Origin of the sequence: Vreelandella profundi, assembly GCF_019722725.1 — a bacterium.
GTDB lineage: Bacteria > Pseudomonadota > Gammaproteobacteria > Pseudomonadales > Halomonadaceae > Vreelandella > Vreelandella profundi.
Genome location: NZ_CP077941.1, coordinates 1,975,758 through 1,995,855, shown reverse-complemented (window position 1 = coordinate 1,995,855; position 20,098 = coordinate 1,975,758). Strand labels below are relative to the sequence as shown.

The following is a 20,098-nucleotide window of genomic DNA, read 5'->3' as shown; positions in this document are numbered from 1 at the left end:
CAAACCCCAAGGCCAACTGACTACTCTGCGCTACGATGATGCACCGCACCCGATTAATGCTTTGGCCTGGTGCGGTTTTTTTTGCTTCAAGTATTAGGTCGCGCCTTATTTTTGTATAAGCATCTAAAATATAATGATTTTATTTTATTTGGCATGCGAATCGCAATATATATGGCAAAGGATGATTGAACAGAGTGACGTGGCGATTAATGTGTTGCTCTCCCTTCATCATCTACATCGCTAGACAACCTAGCGATACACAGAGTGAGCTGGCGTGCTCCACCTAGTCCCCTTCGGGGGACTTTTTTTATGCGTGGGAAAAACTATCAGACTTTGATTTCTTATAACAATATTTTACATGCAATTTGGAAACACTGTTCGTATACTATATACTGTACAGGAAAGCCGGATAATCGGCACCGTAATACCAAGGCGCAAGGGAACTAGCGCTGCATAGAGAGGATAAATCTGATGAGCAATATGAAACTGATTTCCGCCGCTGTAATCACTGCTAGTTTCGCACTGGCAAGCCAAGCGGCTCTCGCTTATAACGCTGGCGACGTATTCGTTCGTGGCGGTGTTGCCAAGACCAATACAGGTTCAGGTAATGGTAACGTAGCGGGTGATTCACTTAATGTGCAGAGCGAAAGCGGCTTTACTTTCGGTGCTGGTTATCTCCTTACCGATAAAGTAGGCCTGGAGCTAAACAGCTCTGAGAAATTTGAGCACGAGCTTAATACGGCATCTGCCGGTGGCGTTGGTAGCATTGACCGCCTGCCTATTAACCTGCTTGTGAATTACTACCCGATGGGTGGCTTAGATTCACGCGTTCAGCCTTATGTAGGTGCTGGTCTCAACTACACGCGCTTCTCTGGCGAGCCGAGCGGCTTCAACGTTGATGAAAGCTATGGTGTGATTGGCCAAGCAGGCGTTGACCTTGCGATCACTCAGAATATTCTGCTTAACGGCTATGTTAGCTATGCTGACGTTAGTGCTGATATCAACGCAAATGGCGCTGGCCAAGTTGGCGAAATTGATATCGAGCCTGTCACTATTGGCGGCGGTGTGACTTACCGCTTCTAAGTTCTATATAGCCTGATTTTATATAGACATAAATTTTATGTGACTTAGGCTCTATGTGGCACCACGTGTCATATAAAGTGTTAGTAAATCATCGCCCGGCCTTGTGCCGGGCGATGTGCATTCTATACATTGATAAGACTTTCTAAACGTTAATAAGATGTTATAAATGTTGGCAACACGCTTTCAGAGCGTTAGATTGTCAAAACCGCTTTCCGTCACCGCCACATTATCCTCAATGCGAATACCGCCACAGGGCGAGAGTTGGTCTACCAGTGGCCAGTTAATGGGTAGTGAAGAGTTACGCAGCGGGTCAAGCAGCATGTCGATAAAATACAGGCCTGGCTCGATGGTAACCACCATGCCGGGGCGCAGCGTGCGCGTTAAGCGCAGAGCCGGGTGGTTTTCGGGCGCTGGCGCTGGTGTTCCGTCGGGGTGGCGTAATCCGGCTACATCGTGCACCTGAAGACCCAGCGAATGGCCTAGCCCGTGAGGGCAGAATGCTCGTGTGACGCCTTCAGCAACGGCTTGCTCGGCAGTGCCCTTGAAGAGTTCGTGGGCGATGAGTATTTCAGCTAAGTGATGATGCATTTGCTCGTGGAGCGCCACAAAGCTAACGCCGGGCGCTACGCCTTTGACTAACTCATCTTTTAAGCCATGCATTGCCGTGACTAGCTCGCCAAAGGCCGCGGGTGCATCGGGGCCGGCGTATGCACGGGTAATATCCGCGCAGTAGCCACGAAAGCGTCTGCCTGCATCCACCAATAAACTATAGCGTTGTTTAGGTGCTTTGAGATCGTAATGCTGGTAGTGCAGAACACCGGCATGTTGATTTAAACCAATAATGTTCTGGTAAGGGACGCTTGATTCCCGCTGACGACTCGCCGCTAAGTAAGCCAACTGAATATCCAACTCACCTGAGGCGCCAATAAAGGCGGCCTGTGCGGCTTGATGCCCCGCTATGGCTACACGGTTTGCTTCGCGCAGACAGGCAATTTCATACCGCGTTTTGAATAGTCGCAGCTCATCCAGGGCCTGGACGATTTTTGTTGGCTGGCGTTCGGCGTTTAACGATTGCAGGGTGCTAGCGGGGAGGCGTTCAATATCACCAATAATGGCAGCTTTGCCAGCCAGTGGCGGGGCAACTTTATCGCCGCATAAATGAATATCGAATTCGGCAACCCAGGGCTCTTCAGGCAGATGCGTGGGCAGGTGCCAAAAGTCAGCCGGGGCATAAAGATAAAGCTGGGGTCGTTTTTCGGGTTGAATAATCAGCCAGCTATGCTGAACGTCAGCTAGGCCCACCCAGTGCATAAAATGGCCGTAGGTTTGAAACGAGGCAGCGTGGTCATCTGCAAAATGGTCGCTAGCGTGACCGCTGTAAATGGCCAGGCTATCCAATTGATGCTCGGCCAGTATTGTCGCGTAAGCATTTTGCAGATGTATTAAATGTTCGCGCTGCAGATTAAATAGAGTCGTTGACATGCAAGCAGTGCCCTTTCTCAAGTAAGTTTTCTCAAAGACGGCATCATTACGCGCGGGGCGGTGCGAGCTCGCTCCAGAACCCGTCAAGTTCAGCGTGGTGATGGCTTTTATGCCGATATAGGCGCAGTTCCATAGGCACATCCCAGCGACTGTCGCTCGCTCGCACCAGGGTCCCTTGAGTAAGCTCTAACGCTACGTTGCGCTCAGGTAGCCAGCTCATGCCGTAGCCCAATAGCACCAGCTCTTTTATGCCCGCGGCGTAAAGGTTTTCACTCTGCGCGGTTAAATAGGTGCTCTGTGGCAACCTGGCCAAATGTGCTTTAACCGCAGACCCAAGCAGCCCGCGCTTAGGGTAAGCCAGCCAGGGCGCCGGCTGGTCACGTGAGCCAGGCAGCAGCGCGCAGGGGGCTCCTTCGGCATTTAACCCCGTCACTGGAATCAGCCTTTCGTGGCCGATGACTCGGTAGTTGCAGGCGCTAGTATCAATATCAAGGTCGCAGCGCCCAATCGGCCAGTAGCAAATAGCAAGGTCACACTCGGCGCGTGCTAAGGCTTGAAAGTAGTCGCTGGCCGCCCAGCCCGTCGCGCGCAGATAGGGCTGCACGCGATCCTGCCACCCCGTAGACGCTAGCCATTCAGGCAGAAAATGGGGCAGCAGGCTCTGTGGTGCCGCGACCATAATACGCCGCTGCTGGCCGGCATTGATTTCGCGTACACGCACACGGGTTAGCCGCACGCGCTCGGTTACCTGCTCACACAGGGTTAAAAACTCCTCCCCGGCGGGGGTGAGCGAAAGCGGCAGCGTTTGACGGTTAATCAGCGTTACGCCCATCTCCTCCTCAAGTAATTTAATACGGCGGGAGAAGGTGGGCTGCGTAACGTGCTGATCATCTGCTGCGCGTGAGAAGTGCCGAGTTCTGGCCAGGGCAATAAAATCTTCTAGCCAGCGAATTTCCATGCTTTACCTCTCCATGCCTTTCTTCGCTGGATGTATGCCGCCCATTTCATAGGCGCCCCTCTTCAACAGCGTGGCACGCTACGCGCGTTCCGTCATCCTGGGTTTGCAACAGGGGGATTTCTTGCTTACAGCGCGCGTTAACATACGGGCAGCGGCCATGAAATACGCATCCGCTGGGTAAGTTCACCGGGGTGGGCACTTCACCGGTTAAGCGAATGTGCTGCGGGCGATCATCTTTCAGGCGCGGAATGGCTGAGAGTAGCGCCTGGGTGTAGGGATGCCGTGGTTTTTCAAACAGCGTCGCCGTGGTGGCTATCTCGCAGACCGTGCCTAGGTACATCACCGCCACACGGGTGCCAAAGTGTTCGACGACCGCAAGGTCGTGGGTAATGAAGAGATAGGTGAGATTGCGCTCTTGCTGAGCTTCCATCAGCAGGTTAAGCACCTGGGCCTGGATGGAAACATCGAGTGCGGAAATAGGCTCATCAGCCACGATAAACTCAGGGTCAACGGCCAAGGCGCGCGCGATAGCGATACGTTGGCGCTGACCACCGGAGAACTCGTGCCCAAAACGTTTGCCCCAGTCTGGGTCAATGCCCACTGAGCGCATTACCTGCTCAACCTTATCGAGAACCTGCGGACGTTTCCAATCAGGATGATGCAGGCGCAGCGGCTCTTCCAACGTTTGCTGAATGGTCATGCGCGGGTTCAGCGACGCGTAGGGGTTCTGGAAAATCATTTGCATACGCTTGCGGTACGGCAACAGCTGGCGCGAGCTTAGATTGTCAATACGCTTGCCGTCGTAGCAAATTTCACCTTCTGACGGTGCCAATAGCCCCATGACCGTACGCGCGACGGTGGACTTGCCGCAGCCTGACTCGCCCACGACACAGAGCGCTTCGCCGCGTTTGATATCTAGATTCACGCCGTTGATCGCATGCACGTATTCTTGGTGGCGAATCAGCTTGCCGCCTTTGAAGCGCAGCTGCTCTAGAAAGTCACCCGAGAGCGAAAAGCGCTTTTTGAGATCGCGAATCTGCAGCAGCGAATCAGCGCTCTGTTCGTTCTGACGTGGGGTAGGAATCGTGGTCGGATTATCCGCTATAGCCTCAGGCTGTGAACTCATGAGGTTTCCTCCTTCAAGCGGCGGTCTTCAAGCATTTCAGCCACCATATGACACGCAACACGGCAGTTGCCTGATTCGACAAATTCGGGCACTTGCTGCGTGCAGGCCGGGCGAGGCTGGCCATCCGCGCGATTGATAAAATCGCAGCGCGGATGAAACGCGCAGCCGCTGGGAAGATTAGAAAGTGACGGCATGCTGCCGCGAATCTGATTGAGCCTTTCGCCGGGCGTTGCCATCTGCGGCAGGGCGTTGATTAAGCCTTGCGTATAGGGATGCTGCGGATCGTTAATAATTTCCCGCGTTGGCCCTTGCTCTATCACGCGACCAGCGTACATGACCAGCATGCGCTGGGTGACCTGGCTGACCACGCCAAGGTCGTGGGTGATCAGGATAAGCCCCACGTTATGCTGTTCGCAGAGTTCCAGCAGCAGGGCCATGATCTCAGCTTGTATCGTCACATCAAGCGCCGTGGTCGGCTCATCGGCGATGATAATGTCTGGATCAAGCAGCAGGGCAATCGCAATAATAATACGCTGGCGCATGCCGCCTGAAAGCTCATGCGGATACTGATCCAAGCGTGTATCCGGTGAGGGGATTTGCACCTGGCGCAGTTTGTCGAGTGCAATCGCGCGGGCATCTTTGGAAGAAATACGGCGGTGGGCTTTTAAACACTCGATCATCTGCTCGCCAATAGACAGCACGGGGTTGAGCGTCATCATTGGATCTTGGAAAATCATCGAGATGCGGTTGCCGCGTACTTTGCGCAGGCCGCGTTCCGACATGCCATTAAGCACCTGGCCGTCAAAATTAACGGTGCCGCCCGCAATAAAGCCCGGTTTAGCAATTAAGTTGAGCAGCGAAAACGCAGCGACCGACTTGCCCGCGCCGGATTCACCGACAATGCCCAGGCGCTCGCCGCGCTCAAGGCTGAAATTAATATCCCGCAAGGCATGTACGTCGCCCTGGCGAAGCGCGAAGCGAACATCGAGGTTGTTGACTTCAAGTAGTGCCATGGTGTCCTCAGCCTTTATAGAGTCGTGGGTTCATGACATCACGCAGCCAATCGCCGAGTAGATTGATCGACAGCACCAGTACAACGAGCACCAGGCCCGGAATCAGGGTGATCCACCAGGAGCCCGACTGAATGTAGTCAAAGCCAGATTTGATCAGTGATCCTAGCGATGGGTGCGTTTCCGGCATTCCCAGCCCCAAAAACGACAGCGCCGCTTCAGAGATAATCGCGTTGGCAATCTGGACTGTTGAGATAACAAAGATAGGCGACATAGTGTTGGGCAGTACATGGCGAAACATAATTCGCTTGCTGCGCAGGCCCATGACGCGAGCGGCGTCCACATACTCTTTGTTTTTCTCTGCTAGTACAGAGGCCCTTACTGTGCGGGCATACTGTGGCCACTCGGCTAGGCCGATAATTAAAATCAGCATCATCACCGCGTATTGGCTATAGAACGCGCTGCCCATCGTCGCCTTGACCACGGCACCGACCACGATGGCGACCATTAAGGTCGAAAACGATAGTTGAATGTCGGCAAGGCGCATCAGCAGAGTATCGACTCGGCCGCCAAGGTAGCCCGCCATCAAGCCAAAGGTGATACCAATCAGGGCTTGCAGAATCACGGCGCCAAAACCGATCAGTAAAGAGACGCGTGTGCCATAAAGTACAATCGACCAAAGGTCGCGACCCTGGGCATCGGTGCCCAGGGCAAAACGGTCGTCTGCGCCGTCAATCCAGAAGGGCGGCATTTCTGAAGCCATGATGTCGATCTGAGCCAGGTTATAAGGATCAGTCGGCGCCAATAGCGGCGCGGCAAAAGCGGCAACTACCATGCAGATAAACACGGCTAGGCATAGCTGCGCCGTGCGGTCGCGTTTAAAGCTGTACCATAAATAAGAGTCGCGTAGACGCTCCCAGCGGCCGGGGGGGGAGGACTTAGTCGATGAAGACTGGGCCGGTGATGATTTAGTGGTCATTGTCATGCGGGCTTCCCTGTCAGTTTAACAGTGGGATTCACGAAGCCGTAAATCAAATCCACGATGGTGTTGGTGATCACAAATATGACGCCGACAATCATCAGGTAGGTCACAATCAGCGGAATATCGGCACGATTAATAGCGTCTAAAAACATCAGACCCATGCCCGGCCATTGGAAAACGGTCTCTGTCAGAATGGTATAAGCCACCATGGTGCCGATTTGCACGCCGCCAACGGTAATAACGGGCAGCATGGTGTTCTTTAACGCGTGAACGAAGTAGACGCGGCGCATAGAAATGCCCTTAGCGCGCGCATACTTAACGTACTCTGACTGGAGTACTTCCATCATTTCAGCGCGGATCAAACGAATGAACAGCGGCAGCATGATAGAGGCCAGTGAAACGGCGGGGAGTACCAAATGCTGCAGGCCATTCCAGGTGGCTAAGTTGGTGTCCCAATTGCCTACGACATTGACCAAGTCATAGCCGCGGCCAAAGGAGGGCATGTTGCCTTCAGTGGAAAAGAAGTTGTTAAGCCATGCGCCCCAGCCCGTGCTTTCTGGAAACAGGGTGACGGTAACGCCAATGGCAAAAATCTGAATAAGGACGATCGCGGTAAGAAACACCGGTATCGAAATGCCGATAATCGAGACGCCCATGAACAGACGTGAAATCGGTGAGCGGGGCTTTATCGCGCTGTAAACGCCAATGGGCACCGAGAACAGCATGATAATTAGCGTGGCTGCAAACACCAGCTCTAACGTGGCCGGTAAGTGGCGGCCAATGACCTGCAGTGCAGGCTCACGGTAAAAGTACGAATCGCCAAAATCGCCTTGCACTGCGTTTTTGGCGAATCGCACGTACTGCACCAGGAAGGAGTCGTTTAGGCCTAAGCGCTCGCGAATAGCCTCTCGCTCGCTTTCAGGTACCGACTGGCCCACCATTTGTTGTACGGGGTCACCCAGGTTGTCCTGAATGGCGAAGGCCAGCACGCTGATGACAAACATCACCAAAACCGCGTGCATCAGCCGCTTGATTAGAAAGGCAATCATGGCGTACGCCACCTATATAATGGGTTCAACAAAGGGGGTTGGGACACGTTATGCAACATTATTGACCGCCAATTAAGAGGCTTCGCTCCTTAAACGCTTAAGGAGCGAAGCATTCTCGCGATTAGCTTTTTTGCAATTAACGCTGCAGTGACTTGCTTAACGCAGTGTCACTAACTCGCGATTGATTGATTAATCATCGCTGCGATTAATGACCAGGTCACCTAGGTAAGGGAAGTCAATGGCGTTGACCACTGGCTCAATGTCGATGCCTTCTGCGGCGGCGTAGGCAAGATCCTGCCAATGCAGCATGATGAAACCGGCATCTTCATACAGCATGGCCTCAGCTTCGCGGAGCATTTCATTGCGTTTTTCTAGGTCGATTTCGCTGTCAGCCGCGGTGACCAATGCATCGATTTCTTCGTTGCAATAGTTGCCGTAGTTGTATTGGCCAACGCCAGATTCATCATCAATGCAGAAGGAGAGGTACTGGAAGAAGTTAGCGGTGTCTTCGGTATCCGAGTGCCAGCCAAGCATCGCCATATCTGATTCGCGCGTATCGTACTCCGGCCAATACTGGGCAAGCGGCATGGTGCGCAGGTTAACGTTAATATTAATTTGCGCCAGCATGTTGGATACCGCTTGAGCGATCTGAGCATCGTTCACATAGCGGTTGTTAGGCGCGATCATTTCAACGCTGAAGCCATCTTCATAGCCCGCTTCGGCCATTAGCTCTTTGGCACGTTCAATGTCATAGCGCGGCACTAAATCCGGATTGTGACCTGAGTAGCCCATCGGTGAGAACTGGCCGGCCGGGGTGGCGAAGCCGCGCATCAAACGATCGGCAATACCTTCCTGATTAATAGCTAAATCAACGGCTTGACGGACACGAACGTCCTGGAAGGCTTCCACACGCTCTTCGTTCATTTGGAAACCAATAATGCGTGTACCGTCAATCTCAACCAAATCAACGCCGTTAGCTTCCCGCACGCGATCTAAGTCGTTGGGCGGTACGGCATCAATGAAGTCGACACCGCCTGAAAGCAGGGCAGCAACGCGCGAGGCATTTTCAGCAATAGGGGTTAACACGATGCTTGAAACGTTGCCTTCGCTTTCAGTGTCCCAGTAGTCGTCAAAGCGCTCAAAATCAACCCGTACGCCCTGGCGGCGATCGGTAACAATGAACGGGCCTGTGCCGGATATGTTGCGTGACGCGAAGGAGTTACCGGCTTTAACTATTTCAGCTTTGTCTTTGCCATCGTCGGTTTCACCGCTGTAGTACTCGCTATCCATTGGGAATATATAGGTGGCAAGGTTAAGCAGCAGCGGGTAAGGCTCGGTAGTAACGATCTCAACGGTATAGTCGTCAATGGCTTCGGCGCTCGCTACCGGCTCAAAAATGGCGCGGTAGTCCGGGCTTTCTTTTAAACGCTCAATGGTCCAAACCACGTCTTTAGCAGTGAAGGGGTTCCCCGAGTGGAAGGTGACGCCTTCACGCAACGTCATGCGCATGGTGGTGTCGTCAACCTGTTCCCACTCACTGGCTAGGCGAGGCTCGAATTGAAAGTCTTTCGTCCAGCGTACAAGTGGATCAAAAGTCAGATGTGAGAGGCGCAGCATGCCGCCAGACAATTGCTCATGGATATCGAGGGTTTCAGGATCAGCAGAGTAGCCAATACGCAGCGTTTCAGCGCTAGCCGTCATCGGCAGCAGCGTCGTACCGGCAACCACTGCACCGATAACAGAGGCTAGCAGAGTCTTCTTGAACGTCATATTCGTTCCCTTTATTCATTGTTTATTATTAATCTTACTGATGTTTTCTTGTATCAATCGATACGCTAAGTTCAGAAAACACCAGTAAAACAGACACGGTCAGCTCGTAAGCTATGCTAACAACATAGTGAATACCCATAGCCTCATACAATCGAAATAATGACACGCATCATTCGTCTACTAAATGACAGCGCTAAGAACAGCGTACAATCGCCTACTGACTTGGCAAAAGTATTGTACGTAAAATAGCGCATACATCAGGGAGGGACTCTCCATGTGGAAACAAATTGGCATCGCCGTAATAGCCGGGTGGTTACCCGTCGGTAGCTTGGCCTCTGATCAATCGCCGCATCAGTCACCGGACATTGCAGGAACGCTTGAGGGCGATTCACAAGAATGGTTTGTATTAAGCCAAGGTGATGACTCAAATGCCTCGTTCGTCGAATTTGGTGACGACATTAACATCGAGATCACCGGTTTTATCGACCCTGAGCGCTGGGATGCGCAAGAGGCGCTGTCTATTAGCCTAACCGTGCGTGATGGTCAGCTGATGAGAGCCGACGTTCTTCAGCTTATTGGCACATCGACGTCTCCGCCTTTATATACTTCTGACGGCGGTGACGTGACGGTCTCTCTGACGCACTACGAGCGCGATGGCCAAGCCTTGCATGTAGCGGGCACCATCCAAGGGATGCTGGCGCTTCAAGTTCAGTTAGGTGATCCGCCTGATCCGAACGAAAGCATTGATATTGATGTAACGTTTGATATCGAGGCGCAGAAAATAGAGTTTTAAATCTAAGGCCCAGCGTCGCCGGGCCTACTTGTGTCGCTTAGCCGAACTGCTGATGCAGCCAGCTATTAATAGTATCTGACTCGTACATCCATTCCTCACGCCCATCGTCATGAGTGATCTTTAAACACGGCACTTTACTTTGGCCGCCGCCTTCGAAGAGCGCCTGCTTGTGAGCGGGGTCAAGCTGAGTGTCGCGTAGCTCGATATTCAATCCCAGGCGCGCAATCTCTTTACGTACTTTTATGCAAAAAGGGCAGGTGCGAAATTGATACAGTGCAAGGCCCTGGCACGCTAGATCAACGCGAGCCTGATCTTCAGGGGTGCGCTCAATTGACGTCGGCGTAGTGAGCTTTTCCGACATGATCATGACGGGGGCGAGTACGACGCGAAGACCACGGAAAAAGTAGCGAATAAGAATGCGCATATAGGGCTCCTTGGCTGATAACAGCGTGGCAAGTGGGTCAATAAATTGGCGATAAAACGCATAAAGAGTGGCCGCATCCTGCAACAACTGAAGAGATTTGTCACTTGAAGAGGTTTGCCTGGCGTTAATCGCGGTTTATAGCGATGAGGTGATGAGCAAATTGCACCAGCATGCTAGGCTATTTAGCTATTTTTACGCCTATTTTGACTGTTTTGTAATGCATTTATGGGCAGTTAACTAGTTGGAATCATTTATTGGCGATTAACGGGGCGAGAGGCATGCACCTTCATATTATTGGTATCTGCGGCACCTTTATGGGCAGCCTAGCGCTACTGGCGCGCGAGTTGGGTCATCAAGTTAGCGGCTCTGATAAGAATGTTTATCCGCCCATGAGTACTCAGTTGACTGATGCTGGGATTACCTTGATGGAGGGCTATGCAGCAGAGCATTTATCGCCAGCTCCCGATCTTGTCATCGTAGGTAATGCGCTATCACGCGGTAATACAGAGGTCGAAGCACTACTCAATAGCGGCTTGCCGTATACCTCGGGTGCGCAATGGTTAGCGGAGCACGTTCTGCCAGGACGGCGCGTTATTGCCGTTGCCGGCACCCATGGCAAGACCACGACGGCGAGCATTGTTGCGTGGCTGTTAGAAAGTGCCGGTTTAGCGCCGGGCTTCTTAATTGGCGGCGTGCCGCGCAACTTTGGCGTATCGGCACGGCTAGGCGATCCACGGGCGCCGTTTGTGGTCGAGGCCGATGAATATGACACGGCCTTCTTCGATAAGCGATCCAAGTTTGTTCACTATCGCCCGAACATCGCAATTCTCAATAATCTTGAATTTGATCATGCCGATATCTTTCCCGATTTGGCTGCCATTGAGCGCCAGTTCCATCACTTGATTCGTACCGTGCCCAGTCAGGGCCATTTGCTGGTTGCCGACGAGCAGCCCGCCCTTGACCGCGTTTTGGAGCAGGGTGTCTGGACGCCGGTCGAGCGCTTTGGCGATCAAGATAATAGCCAGTGGCAGCTGCGCCTGGAACGTGCTGATGCCAGCCGCTTTCAGGTCATCCATTGTGCGGATGAGCATGGCCAGGATGAAGACGCTGTCGTTGAGTGGCCGCTAACGGGAGAACATAACGCGCGTAATGCGCTTGCCGCGCTAGCAGCTGCGCACCTGTGCGGGGTTGATTTAGCCCGGGGTTGCGCCGCGTTGGCGCGCTTTGAAACGCCCAAGCGGCGCCAGGAAGTGCGCGGTGAAATCAATGGCATTCAGGTGATTGACGACTTTGCCCATCACCCTACGGCGATTGCCGCGACGCTCAAAGGGCTACGCGCCGCCACTACCAAAGGACGCTTACTGGCGGTTATTGAGCCACGCTCAAACACCATGCGCCTAGGCGCGCTACGCGAGCGTTTGCTTGAAAGCGTTGCTGACGCTGATGCTGTGTTTTGGTTTCAACCGAGCGGGCTGGACTGGTCGATGGAGAAGCTTGTCGCCGAACAAGATGGCCGTGGGCAGCTATTTAGCCAGATTACGGCGCTAGTAGAGGCCGTGATTAGTCAGGCGTCACCGCTAGATCGCGTTGTGGTTATGTCCAACGGTGGTTTTGAAGGTGTTCATGAGCGCCTGCTTGCCGCGCTAACAGTCGCCAAGGAGAGTCAAGCGTGACAAACACAAGCAGTATATCGTTCAAAAAGCCTATCACTGTGGCGCTGACGGGGGCTTCGGGAGCGCAATACGGTTTACGCCTGATTGATGTATTGGTCGCCGCCGGGCATGAAGTGTGGGTCATGGTGTCAAAAGCAGCCCACATGGTGATCGCAACTGAAACGTCTTTTTCACTCCCCGCGCAGCCACAGCGGTTAGTGGAAGCGCTAACTGAACGCAGTGGCGCGCAGGCTGGGCAAATTCGCTGCTTTGGGCGTGAAGACTGGATGGCACCCGTGGCATCAGGGTCAGGCGCGCCCTCGGCCATGGTCGTTTGCCCGTGCTCTACTGGGTCGCTGTCAGCTATCGCAACCGGGGCCAGCAATAACCTGATTGAGCGAGCGGCGGATGTCGCCATTAAAGAGCGTCGCACGCTGGTGCTGGTGCCGCGCGAAAGCCCGCTGTCGCCTATTCATCTTGAGCACATGCTGGCGTTGAGCCGCCTGGGGGTGGTCATTTTGCCTGCTGCGCCAGGATTTTATCATCGCCCTCAAAGCATTGATGATCTTATTGATTTTATCGTAGCGCGTATTCTTAACCAGCTGGGCATTGAACATACGCTGGTCCCTCGCTGGGGCGAAGCGGGCAGTGCGGCGACTCCTCCTTCTGCACAGGAAGATTGATAGATGATGTCTTGGGCGACACTTTCAGTTTTTGTGCCAACGTTTCTATTTGTTTCACTAACGCCAGGGATGTGCATGACGCTCGCCATGGTGCTTGGGATGACCCAGGGCGTTAAGCGGACGCTATGGATGATGATCGGGGAGCTGGTGGGCGTGGGCTTAGTTGCCGCCGCCGCCGGTGCGGGCGTTGCCGCGCTCATGCTGCGTCAGCCTGAATTATTTGTGCTGTTTAAATGGGTGGGTGGCGCTTATCTCGTTTATTTAGGCATCATGATGTGGCGCTCGCGCGGGCGTATGGCGATCCCTAGCGAGCTAAATGCTGGGCCACCGGCCAGCCGTCTTCAGTTGGCTATGCAAGGCTTTGTCACGGCCGTCGCCAATCCCAAAGGCTGGGCCTTTTTTATGGTGTTACTGCCGCCATTTCTGGACGGTGAGCGCCCCCTTTTAGGTCAGCTCAGTCTTCTGATCGCAGTGATTTTGACTATCGAGTTTGCGAGCATGCTGGTCTATGCCACCGGCGGCAAAACGTTGCGCAATGTGCTGGGAAAAAGCGGCAACGTGCGTTTGCTAAATCGCATAGCCGGTACGCTGATGATTGGCGTGGGACTATGGCTGGCGTTAGGTTAGCTAATAGTTAGCCGCTAAACCGGCGGCAGCAGTCCTACGCGGGCGCTGATAAGCACTAATGATGCGATGCATAGCAGCAGCCATGGGCAGGGACGTAAACTAGCTCGCGGCTGCTGCTGCCAGTGAAGCAACGTCAGTGCACACACCACTAAGCCTAATAATGCCCCGCCAACAAGATCGCTAAACCAGTGTACGCCAATCACCAGCCGTGAAAGCGCCATTGGCAGCGCAAAAGAAAGCGCTACCCAGTAAGCCCAAAAACGCTTTTGTCGCGGCAGTTCGGCAGCAATGAAAGCGGCCGCCAGGCCTAATAGCACCACGGTCGTTGACGTGTGGGCACTGGGGTAAGAAAACGAGCCAATGAGGTAGTCAGGCGTGCCTGGGCGAGGGCGAGCAAACAGCTCCTTAATCAATGTGTTAAGGAGTGCTACGCCACCTAATGCGCCACACCAATGTAACAGAGCATCCCATCTGTGGCGTACCAGCATCCAAATTGCCCAGGGCAGCGTTAATGCGATAATGCCGTAGGTATCGCCGATTCGAGCAAAAATATTCGCGATCATGTAGGTAGGATCGCTATGCAGCCAAACGAACATGCGCTGAACGAGTAAATCCATTTCCAGCGGGCCGTGATGATTGATAACCAGCAACGTCCAGCCAGACAAACTACCTAGCGCGATCACTAGTAACAGTAATGACGCTAACGGGACATCGCCCGTTTGGCTCATCGCGAGCCACGGGCGTCGTAAGAGTGGGATACGACGAATGCTTCCGGCAATGGTGCGATAAAGCCGACCGTGGCGCGACGCCTGGTGCCGGCCCCAGGAGAAAATAATCGCTAATACAATAATAATAAACGCAAGTATCAATAAGCCTGCTTCTAAGCCGGGCGGTAGATTTAGATGGTGCTGCCAAGTGCGGCCAAGCAAGTAGCCGGGCAGTATATAGGCGGGCGCCCAAAGCGCTGCCGAGGTTATGTTAGCCCATATGAACGTGCGCGGCGGCATACGCATCATGCCCGCTACTAGTGGGATAATAGGCCTTACTGGCCCCACAAAACGGCCAATAAAAACGGAAGACACGCCATAGCGCTCAAAAAAACGCGTCCCCCGGTCTAGCCATTCAGGATGCTGTGACAGTGGCCAGCGCTGGATCACCTGCTCGCGATGCCTAAAGCCCAGTGAAAAGCTAATGCCATCGCCTAAAATGGCGCCGATAAAGGCTGCACCTATCAACCATGCAAGAGCAATATCCTGATGGCCTGCTAATGAAGCCATCGTGGTTATTAACATAACGCCGGGTACGAGCAGGCCCACTAGCGCCAGAGACTCGACAAGCGCAATAACCACTACTAAGCAAAGTAACAGCGGTGGGGATAGCGTTAATGACTGTAGCGTATCAGCGAAGGACACAAGCCTCTCCAGCTAAATTTATGAATAATAAGTCAATGGAGGCTAAGCGTGCGCGAGGGCAGCGCCGCGTGCATCTAGGCGGTTTAAGTAGCGTTCAAAACTTTCTGTACGAGCAGGCATACAGGCGGCAATACGCACTTCAAGTTGACCCGTTTCGACCAAGACACACTGTGAAAGTGCCCGCTGCAAGCGTTCGCGCACCAATAACGCACCGCTTTCGCTGGTATCGGGCAGCACAAGCCAGAAAGTAGCATTGCTGGTACGTCCCAGCACATCATGGTCGCGACAGCGGCTGTTAACCTCACTGCACAGGGCGCCTAGCAGTGCTGTTTTGGCGCGATGGCCAAACTGCTCCTCGGCCATGTCTAGCTGGGGAAGATGCAATACTAACAGGGCTAACGGCTTATTGAGCATCTCTGCGCGCTGGTATTCACTATTCAGGCGCTCTTTAAGCGTATCAATATGATAAGCGTTACAGTCGCTGTCGTTGGGGTCAGTGGCGCGTAGAAGAGCTCGACGGCGGGCATGCTCCCAGCGCGGTAAAGCGAGAAGCAGCGTTAATGCGACGTAGCCCACCACGGTCGAAGATGACCCATTAGCCACGGCGGGCAATAGCCACCATAGCGGCCCTAAAACGATATTGATAAGGATCGCAGCCGACAACGGCAATAGCAAATATGCGGCGATCACAGGCAGGCCTAGCCAAATAGGCGACACCTGCGGCTGATAGTAAAATGCGCCAAGCACCACGGCGTAGACACTGCAGAATAAAATCATGCGGGGTAGGTGGGCCGTTAGCTTTTGCCCCATGTGCATCAAAAGTGCCGATATGAGCAGCAATGATGTAAAGGTAGGAATCAATAGATCACGATATTCTCCCATGGCATAAAGCCATAGCGCATATCCCGCCATCAGCACAATGCTTAAACCGTAGGCTTGCGTCATTAAGCGCCTTGGGATGCGGTGCCGTGTCATGTTGCCTCCCGCGCTATCGATGGCTTGCTCATTTGCGATAGCGTGAGAGTCGCGGCATCGATATCTGCTAATACAAAATGTTCGCTTGTGGTGATATCTGGTAACGCAGTTAGCAGTGTGCGGCGCCGGTGGGCTGTCTCTTGCTCAGAGCGCGCAAGCAGTAACGTGACAAGCGTAGTGCTGTTAATGTAGTAGACGTTTTCGAACACGTGAGTCAGCTGGCACAGTTTTTGTGCAGTGGGCCAAAGCTGGTGGCGTTTCACGTGCAAGATAAATATTTCGGCGTGCGTCCCCTCGCGTTTACAGCGCCGTTGCTCGCGCGGTATATCACGAAGCAGCTGTTCCTCAGCCCATAGGTTTAGACCTGGAATCAAGCGTAAGCGTTGGCGGATGGCCCCGTTCATATCGATAAGCTGCTGTGCTCGCGACAGGGCGATCAAGCTGAGTGTTAGCAGGCTAGCTAATAAAAATATAAATGTGGGGGTGCCCAACTGAGGTGCCACCATTGCGGTGCTGATCAGCGCGGCGCTTAGATTAAAGGCGGCGATCCACATACGTTGCGGTAACATCAGCATGGCAGCCCATGCCCAAATTAAAATGCTGTGCTGCTCTGGTGCTGTGACTATTAACCCCATTAAAAGCATCCCTGGCACTATTTGCCATGGCAACCTTCGTGAGCGGCGGTGGCTAAAGTCGAGCATTAGCGCAGTGATACACAGCCAGCCAATGGAAAGCCAAAGTACTATGCTAGCAACGTTGAATGGGGCGGGTGTCCACAGCGCTAATGCGGCGGCGGCGGCGAATAGATTGGCTCTTAATAGACCGATTTTGTACTTGCTTTGCATGGTGGCTTATTATTCGTCCTGAGTAAGCTGTCGTCCTGAATAACCTGGCGCGCTTAGGCAAATGGGTGAGCGCAGGATGGTAAGCGTACGCTGTATACATTAGCGCCTTAGTCACCCTTAGCATAACGTCCAAAAGGCGTAACATCTTTATCAGCGTGACAAACGGCAATGCGAGCATCCTTGCCGGCCTTGAAGCAGCAGTATTAGTTGACGGCCCTAGCCAGTGTTTAGGGCACTTATAACCGAGTATGCGCGACGACGCGCGGAGACAGCATGAGCGTTTCAACACCGTTCCAAAGCGGGGCCCTTCAATACCTTTCTAGCGGTGATGTGCCCGCCTACATGCAGGCACTGGGGCAGGCGGCTCGGCACGCTGCCAGTGAGCTGCGACGAGCGGATACTGGCTTGAAAAATCGTGCTTTATGCGCCATTGCCGAGCGCTTAAAGGCCGCGCGCGAACGCATTTTAGACGCCAATGCGGCGGATTTACAGCACGGTCGCGAAAACGGCTTAGAGAGCGCGCTGCTGGATCGTTTAGCGCTGGATGATGTGCGTGTAAGTAGCATGATTGAAGGCCTTCATCATGTGGCCGCGTTACCTGACCCAGTGGGTGAAATTGACGATATGCGGTACCGCCCCAGCGGTATTCAGGTGGGTAAAATGCGCGTGCCGCTAGGCGTTATCGGTATTATTTATGAGTCACGTCCTAACGTGACGCTGGAAGCTGCAAGCCTGTGCTTGAAATCGGGCAATGCCTGCATCTTACGCGGCGGGTCTGAGGCTAGTGAATCCAATGCTGCCATCAGTGCCTGTATTCAAGCAGGGCTTGCGGATGTTGGATTGCCCGCCGGAAGCGTGCAGGTGGTGGCAACCACTGATCGCGCGGCCGTCGGTGAAATGATCAGCATGCCCGAGTATGTAGATGTCATTATTCCGCGGGGAGGGAAATCACTTATTGAGCGTATTTCCCGTGAGGCGCGTGTGCCGGTGATCAAACATTTGGACGGCGTATGCCATGTGTACATTGATACAACGGCGGATCCCGCTAAGGCGCTAGCGATTGCCGTCAATGCCAAAACACATCGTTATGGCACCTGTAACACGATGGAAACACTGCTGGTGGATGCGCCGATTGCAGACCTGCTGTTGCCTGAGCTAGCGCGCGCTTATGGCGAGCATAGCGTTGAACTGCGTGGCTGCCAGCGCACGCTGGCGTTACTTCCCCAAGCCATTGCCGCGACAGATGCCGACTGGTCGGCGGAGTATTTAGCGCCCATTCTGGCTATCAAAATCGTGGACGGCATTGATGAAGCCATTGCGCACATTGAGTTTTACGGCTCCCATCATACCGATGCAATTGTCACTCAAGATTACTCGCTCGCACGACGTTTTATGGCGGAAGTTGATTCTAGCTCCGTGATCGTCAATGCATCTACGCGTTTCGCCGACGGTTTTGAGTACGGCTTAGGCGCTGAGATTGGTATTTCAACCGATAAGCTTCATGCCCGCGGCCCAGTAGGATTAGAAGGGCTCACAACGCGTAAGTATGTGGTGTTTGGTGACGGCCAGGTGCGGCAGTGATTGAGTGGAAGAATAAGGGAATGAAATGAGCAGTCATGAGCTTCGTGTCGGCATGCTGGGCGGTACGTTTGACCCTGTTCATCTGGGCCATTTGCGCAGTGCGGTGGAGCTGCACGAGGCGCTGGCGCTTGATCAATTGCATATGATTCCAGCGCAGCAGCCCCCGCTGCGCGGGCGGCCGCAGGTGTCTGCCCAGCAGCGTTTGGCGCTGTTACAGGCAGGTATCGACGACACCCCAGGGATTGTCGCCGATGACCGTGAGCTGCAGCGTGACGGACCTTCCTACAGTGTCGATACGCTGGCCGAGCTGCGCAGCCATTATGGCGAGCAGGCCCGCTTAGTGATGGCCATTGGCTATGATGCCTTCCTGCGACTTGGGCAGTGGCATCAGCCTGAGCGCATATTTGCGCTAGCTCACTTAGTGGTCATCGCGCGGCCGGGCTACAGTGATGCGCTGCCTGCAGCATTAACGGAACTGGTCGAGCAGCGCGGAGTCGATAGCGTAGAAGAATTAATGCACCGCCCCTGTGGGGGATATTTAGGCCTGGAGTTGCCTTCATTGTTGGCAATTTCCGCCACGCGCATTCGCGAGTGTTTATATCAGGGTAAAAGCGTGCGTTATTTGGTGCCGGAGCCCGTTGAACAAGCCATTAAGCACCACGGACTTTATCAGCAGTGAGATATAGCGCTGGCAGTCAGCAAAGAAGCCGTTACAATGGCCGGCTTTATTGACCGGTTACTGAACGAGGTTGTCTTTAGGAGTCATGCACATCGATACATTGAAAAGCCTAGCGGTTGACGCGCTAGAAGAGCTGAAAGCACGTGACATTACGCACTTGGATGTTTCCAAATTAACCGAGGTTACTGACCTCATGCTGATTGCCAGTGGTACATCTACTCGGCATGTGGCGGCTATTGCCCAAAACGTGGTTGAAAAAGCCAAAGCGGCCGGACTTAGGCCTCTGGGTGTTGAGGGTGGCGATAACGCTGACTGGGTGCTTGTCGACCTAGGCGACATCGTGGTGCACGTCATGATGCCCGAAGCGCGTCTTTTATATGACTTAGAGCGCCTGTGGGCTGATTTGCCGAGTGACTCTGGCGCCATTGACGAAACGCTTGAGCGCTTCCGCGAGCGGGCCAATATGTCATGAAGATTCGGCTGTTAGCCGTAGGTAACAAAATGCCCGCCTGGGTAGAAGAAGGCGTGGAAACCTACCGCAAACGGCTGCCGCGAGATTTTTATCTCGAAATTGAAGAAATTGCTCTTGGTCAGCGAGGCAAAAATGCTGATATTGCCAAAGCGCGTGCTCAAGAGGCGCAGCGGATTCGCGATAAGCTGCGCGGTGATGAGTACGTTGTGGCTTTGGAAGTGAAGGGAAAGCCATGGACCACCGAGCAATTAGCCCAAGAAGCCGGCGATTGGCGCATGACCGGGCGCGATATTGTTCTGCTGGTCGGTGGGCCCGATGGCCTTGAGCCTTCGCTTTCGGCGATGGCGGAAAAAGCCTGGTCGCTTTCTCCTTTAACGCTACCTCATCCTTTGGTTCGTATTATGCTGGCTGAGCAGCTCTATCGCGCTTGGACACTGCTAGTGGGCCATCCCTATCACCGCTAAGGATTGAATGGTGGGTAACCTCTGTTCTCGA

General features: G+C 53.6%; 20 protein-coding genes. 9 read left to right on the top strand and 11 right to left on the bottom strand.

Annotated features, from left to right (window positions below):
- Nucleotides 1-471 precede the first annotated feature (471 nt).
- Nucleotides 472-1,083: an OmpW/AlkL family protein gene (locus tag KUO20_RS09140; RefSeq protein ID WP_235039574.1), complete on the top strand. Its 612-nt coding sequence runs from the start codon at nt 472-474 to the stop codon at nt 1,081-1,083.
- 183 nt (nt 1,084-1,266) lie between these two features.
- On the opposite strand, the gene pepQ is transcribed toward KUO20_RS09140, so the two are convergent.
- From pepQ to KUO20_RS09105, 7 genes are all read right to left on the bottom strand, one after another.
- Nucleotides 1,267-2,565 carry a Xaa-Pro dipeptidase gene (pepQ, locus tag KUO20_RS09135; protein WP_235039573.1) on the bottom strand — a complete coding sequence of 433 codons (1,299 nt, stop codon included), beginning with the start codon at nt 2,563-2,565 and terminating at the stop codon, nt 1,267-1,269.
- 46 nt (nt 2,566-2,611) lie between these two features.
- Nucleotides 2,612-3,523 (bottom strand): LysR family transcriptional regulator, encoded by a 912-nt coding sequence (locus tag KUO20_RS09130; RefSeq protein WP_235039572.1) that lies wholly within the window; start codon nt 3,521-3,523, stop codon nt 2,612-2,614.
- 46 nt (nt 3,524-3,569) lie between these two features.
- Entirely contained in the window at nt 3,570-4,649 is a 1,080-nt protein-coding gene (locus KUO20_RS09125) for an ABC transporter ATP-binding protein (RefSeq protein ID WP_235039571.1), read from the bottom strand.
- Nucleotides 4,646-5,662: an ABC transporter ATP-binding protein gene (locus KUO20_RS09120; RefSeq protein WP_235039570.1), complete on the bottom strand. Its 1,017-nt coding sequence runs from the start codon at nt 5,660-5,662 to the stop codon at nt 4,646-4,648. Before KUO20_RS09120 ends, KUO20_RS09125 begins: the two co-directional genes overlap by 4 nt.
- 7 nt (nt 5,663-5,669) lie before the next feature.
- A complete protein-coding gene (locus KUO20_RS09115; protein WP_235039569.1) occupies nt 5,670-6,644 on the bottom strand; it encodes an ABC transporter permease in 975 nt (324 codons plus the stop codon).
- The gene (locus KUO20_RS09110) at nt 6,641-7,690 is read right to left on the bottom strand and encodes an ABC transporter permease (protein WP_235039568.1); all 1,050 of its coding nucleotides are present in this window, start codon (nt 7,688-7,690) and stop codon (nt 6,641-6,643) included. Before KUO20_RS09110 ends, KUO20_RS09115 begins: the two co-directional genes overlap by 4 nt.
- Nucleotides 7,691-7,879: 189 nt before the next feature.
- The gene (locus KUO20_RS09105) at nt 7,880-9,460 is read right to left on the bottom strand and encodes an ABC transporter substrate-binding protein (RefSeq protein ID WP_235039567.1); all 1,581 of its coding nucleotides are present in this window, start codon (nt 9,458-9,460) and stop codon (nt 7,880-7,882) included.
- 274 nt (nt 9,461-9,734) lie between these two features.
- On the opposite strand from KUO20_RS09105, the gene KUO20_RS09100 reads away from it, so the two are divergent.
- Nucleotides 9,735-10,253 carry a hypothetical protein gene (locus KUO20_RS09100; RefSeq protein WP_235039566.1) on the top strand — a complete coding sequence of 173 codons (519 nt, stop codon included), beginning with the start codon at nt 9,735-9,737 and terminating at the stop codon, nt 10,251-10,253.
- A 37-nt stretch (nt 10,254-10,290) separates the two neighbouring features.
- On the opposite strand, the gene KUO20_RS09095 is transcribed toward KUO20_RS09100, so the two are convergent.
- Complete coding sequence (locus KUO20_RS09095; protein WP_235039565.1) at nt 10,291-10,677, bottom strand: glutaredoxin family protein; 387 nt, start codon at nt 10,675-10,677, stop codon at nt 10,291-10,293.
- Between the two features lie 278 nt (nt 10,678-10,955).
- Here KUO20_RS09095 and mpl point away from each other — a divergent pair, with 278 nt between their 5' ends.
- The 3 genes from mpl to KUO20_RS09080 are packed head-to-tail and all read left to right on the top strand — an operon-like array spanning nt 10,956 to nt 13,639.
- Complete coding sequence (mpl, locus tag KUO20_RS09090) at nt 10,956-12,350, top strand: UDP-N-acetylmuramate:L-alanyl-gamma-D-glutamyl-meso-diaminopimelate ligase (RefSeq protein WP_235039564.1); 1,395 nt, start codon at nt 10,956-10,958, stop codon at nt 12,348-12,350.
- Nucleotides 12,347-13,012 (top strand): flavin prenyltransferase UbiX, encoded by a 666-nt coding sequence (locus KUO20_RS09085; protein WP_275415630.1) that lies wholly within the window; start codon nt 12,347-12,349, stop codon nt 13,010-13,012. The genes mpl and KUO20_RS09085 overlap by 4 nt, the downstream gene beginning before the upstream one ends.
- 3 nt (nt 13,013-13,015) lie before the next feature.
- Nucleotides 13,016-13,639 carry a LysE family translocator gene (locus tag KUO20_RS09080; protein ID WP_235039563.1) on the top strand — a complete coding sequence of 208 codons (624 nt, stop codon included), beginning with the start codon at nt 13,016-13,018 and terminating at the stop codon, nt 13,637-13,639.
- A 14-nt stretch (nt 13,640-13,653) separates the two neighbouring features.
- Here the strand turns inward: KUO20_RS09080 and KUO20_RS09075 are convergent, their stop codons facing one another.
- From KUO20_RS09075 to KUO20_RS09065, 3 genes are read right to left on the bottom strand one after another with little or no spacing between them, the layout of a single operon-like run.
- Nucleotides 13,654-15,051, bottom strand: coding sequence for a bifunctional DedA family/phosphatase PAP2 family protein (locus KUO20_RS09075; RefSeq protein WP_235039562.1), 1,398 nt, complete (start codon nt 15,049-15,051; stop codon nt 13,654-13,656).
- A gap of 42 nt (nt 15,052-15,093) precedes the next feature.
- Nucleotides 15,094-16,026: a diguanylate cyclase domain-containing protein gene (locus tag KUO20_RS09070; protein WP_235039561.1), complete on the bottom strand. Its 933-nt coding sequence runs from the start codon at nt 16,024-16,026 to the stop codon at nt 15,094-15,096.
- Nucleotides 16,023-16,871, bottom strand: coding sequence for a hypothetical protein (locus tag KUO20_RS09065; RefSeq protein ID WP_235039560.1), 849 nt, complete (start codon nt 16,869-16,871; stop codon nt 16,023-16,025). The genes KUO20_RS09070 and KUO20_RS09065 overlap by 4 nt, the downstream gene beginning before the upstream one ends.
- 273 nt (nt 16,872-17,144) lie before the next feature.
- On the opposite strand from KUO20_RS09065, the gene KUO20_RS09060 reads away from it, so the two are divergent.
- The 4 genes from KUO20_RS09060 to rlmH all read left to right on the top strand — a co-directional run bounded on the left by KUO20_RS09060 (nt 17,145) and on the right by rlmH (nt 20,067).
- The gene (locus tag KUO20_RS09060; protein WP_235039559.1) at nt 17,145-18,452 is read left to right on the top strand and encodes a glutamate-5-semialdehyde dehydrogenase; all 1,308 of its coding nucleotides are present in this window, start codon (nt 17,145-17,147) and stop codon (nt 18,450-18,452) included.
- Between the two features lie 25 nt (nt 18,453-18,477).
- Nucleotides 18,478-19,131: a nicotinate-nucleotide adenylyltransferase gene (nadD, locus tag KUO20_RS09055; RefSeq protein WP_235039558.1), complete on the top strand. Its 654-nt coding sequence runs from the start codon at nt 18,478-18,480 to the stop codon at nt 19,129-19,131.
- A gap of 85 nt (nt 19,132-19,216) precedes the next feature.
- Nucleotides 19,217-19,603, top strand: coding sequence for a ribosome silencing factor (rsfS, locus tag KUO20_RS09050; RefSeq protein ID WP_235039557.1), 387 nt, complete (start codon nt 19,217-19,219; stop codon nt 19,601-19,603).
- Complete coding sequence (gene rlmH / locus KUO20_RS09045) at nt 19,600-20,067, top strand: 23S rRNA (pseudouridine(1915)-N(3))-methyltransferase RlmH (protein ID WP_235039556.1); 468 nt, start codon at nt 19,600-19,602, stop codon at nt 20,065-20,067. The genes rsfS and rlmH overlap by 4 nt, the downstream gene beginning before the upstream one ends.
- Nucleotides 20,068-20,098 lie beyond the last annotated feature (31 nt).

Coding starts and splice junctions, on each gene's coding strand:
- KUO20_RS09140 (WP_235039574.1), top strand. CDS start 472: ATGAGCAATATGAAACTGATTTCCGCCGCTGTAATCACTGCTAGTTTC.
- pepQ (WP_235039573.1), bottom strand. CDS start 2,565: ATGTCAACGACTCTATTTAATCTGCAGCGCGAACATTTAATACATCTG.
- KUO20_RS09130 (WP_235039572.1), bottom strand. CDS start 3,523: ATGGAAATTCGCTGGCTAGAAGATTTTATTGCCCTGGCCAGAACTCGG.
- KUO20_RS09125 (WP_235039571.1), bottom strand. CDS start 4,649: ATGAGTTCACAGCCTGAGGCTATAGCGGATAATCCGACCACGATTCCT.
- KUO20_RS09120 (WP_235039570.1), bottom strand. CDS start 5,662: ATGGCACTACTTGAAGTCAACAACCTCGATGTTCGCTTCGCGCTTCGC.
- KUO20_RS09115 (WP_235039569.1), bottom strand. CDS start 6,644: ATGACAATGACCACTAAATCATCACCGGCCCAGTCTTCATCGACTAAG.
- KUO20_RS09110 (WP_235039568.1), bottom strand. CDS start 7,690: ATGATTGCCTTTCTAATCAAGCGGCTGATGCACGCGGTTTTGGTGATG.
- KUO20_RS09105 (WP_235039567.1), bottom strand. CDS start 9,460: ATGACGTTCAAGAAGACTCTGCTAGCCTCTGTTATCGGTGCAGTGGTT.
- KUO20_RS09100 (WP_235039566.1), top strand. CDS start 9,735: ATGTGGAAACAAATTGGCATCGCCGTAATAGCCGGGTGGTTACCCGTC.
- KUO20_RS09095 (WP_235039565.1), bottom strand. CDS start 10,677: ATGCGCATTCTTATTCGCTACTTTTTCCGTGGTCTTCGCGTCGTACTC.
- mpl (WP_235039564.1), top strand. CDS start 10,956: ATGCACCTTCATATTATTGGTATCTGCGGCACCTTTATGGGCAGCCTA.
- KUO20_RS09080 (WP_235039563.1), top strand. CDS start 13,016: ATGATGTCTTGGGCGACACTTTCAGTTTTTGTGCCAACGTTTCTATTT.
- KUO20_RS09070 (WP_235039561.1), bottom strand. CDS start 16,026: ATGACACGGCACCGCATCCCAAGGCGCTTAATGACGCAAGCCTACGGT.
- KUO20_RS09065 (WP_235039560.1), bottom strand. CDS start 16,871: ATGCAAAGCAAGTACAAAATCGGTCTATTAAGAGCCAATCTATTCGCC.
- KUO20_RS09060 (WP_235039559.1), top strand. CDS start 17,145: ATGAGCGTTTCAACACCGTTCCAAAGCGGGGCCCTTCAATACCTTTCT.
- nadD (WP_235039558.1), top strand. CDS start 18,478: ATGAGCAGTCATGAGCTTCGTGTCGGCATGCTGGGCGGTACGTTTGAC.
- rsfS (WP_235039557.1), top strand. CDS start 19,217: ATGCACATCGATACATTGAAAAGCCTAGCGGTTGACGCGCTAGAAGAG.
- rlmH (WP_235039556.1), top strand. CDS start 19,600: ATGAAGATTCGGCTGTTAGCCGTAGGTAACAAAATGCCCGCCTGGGTA.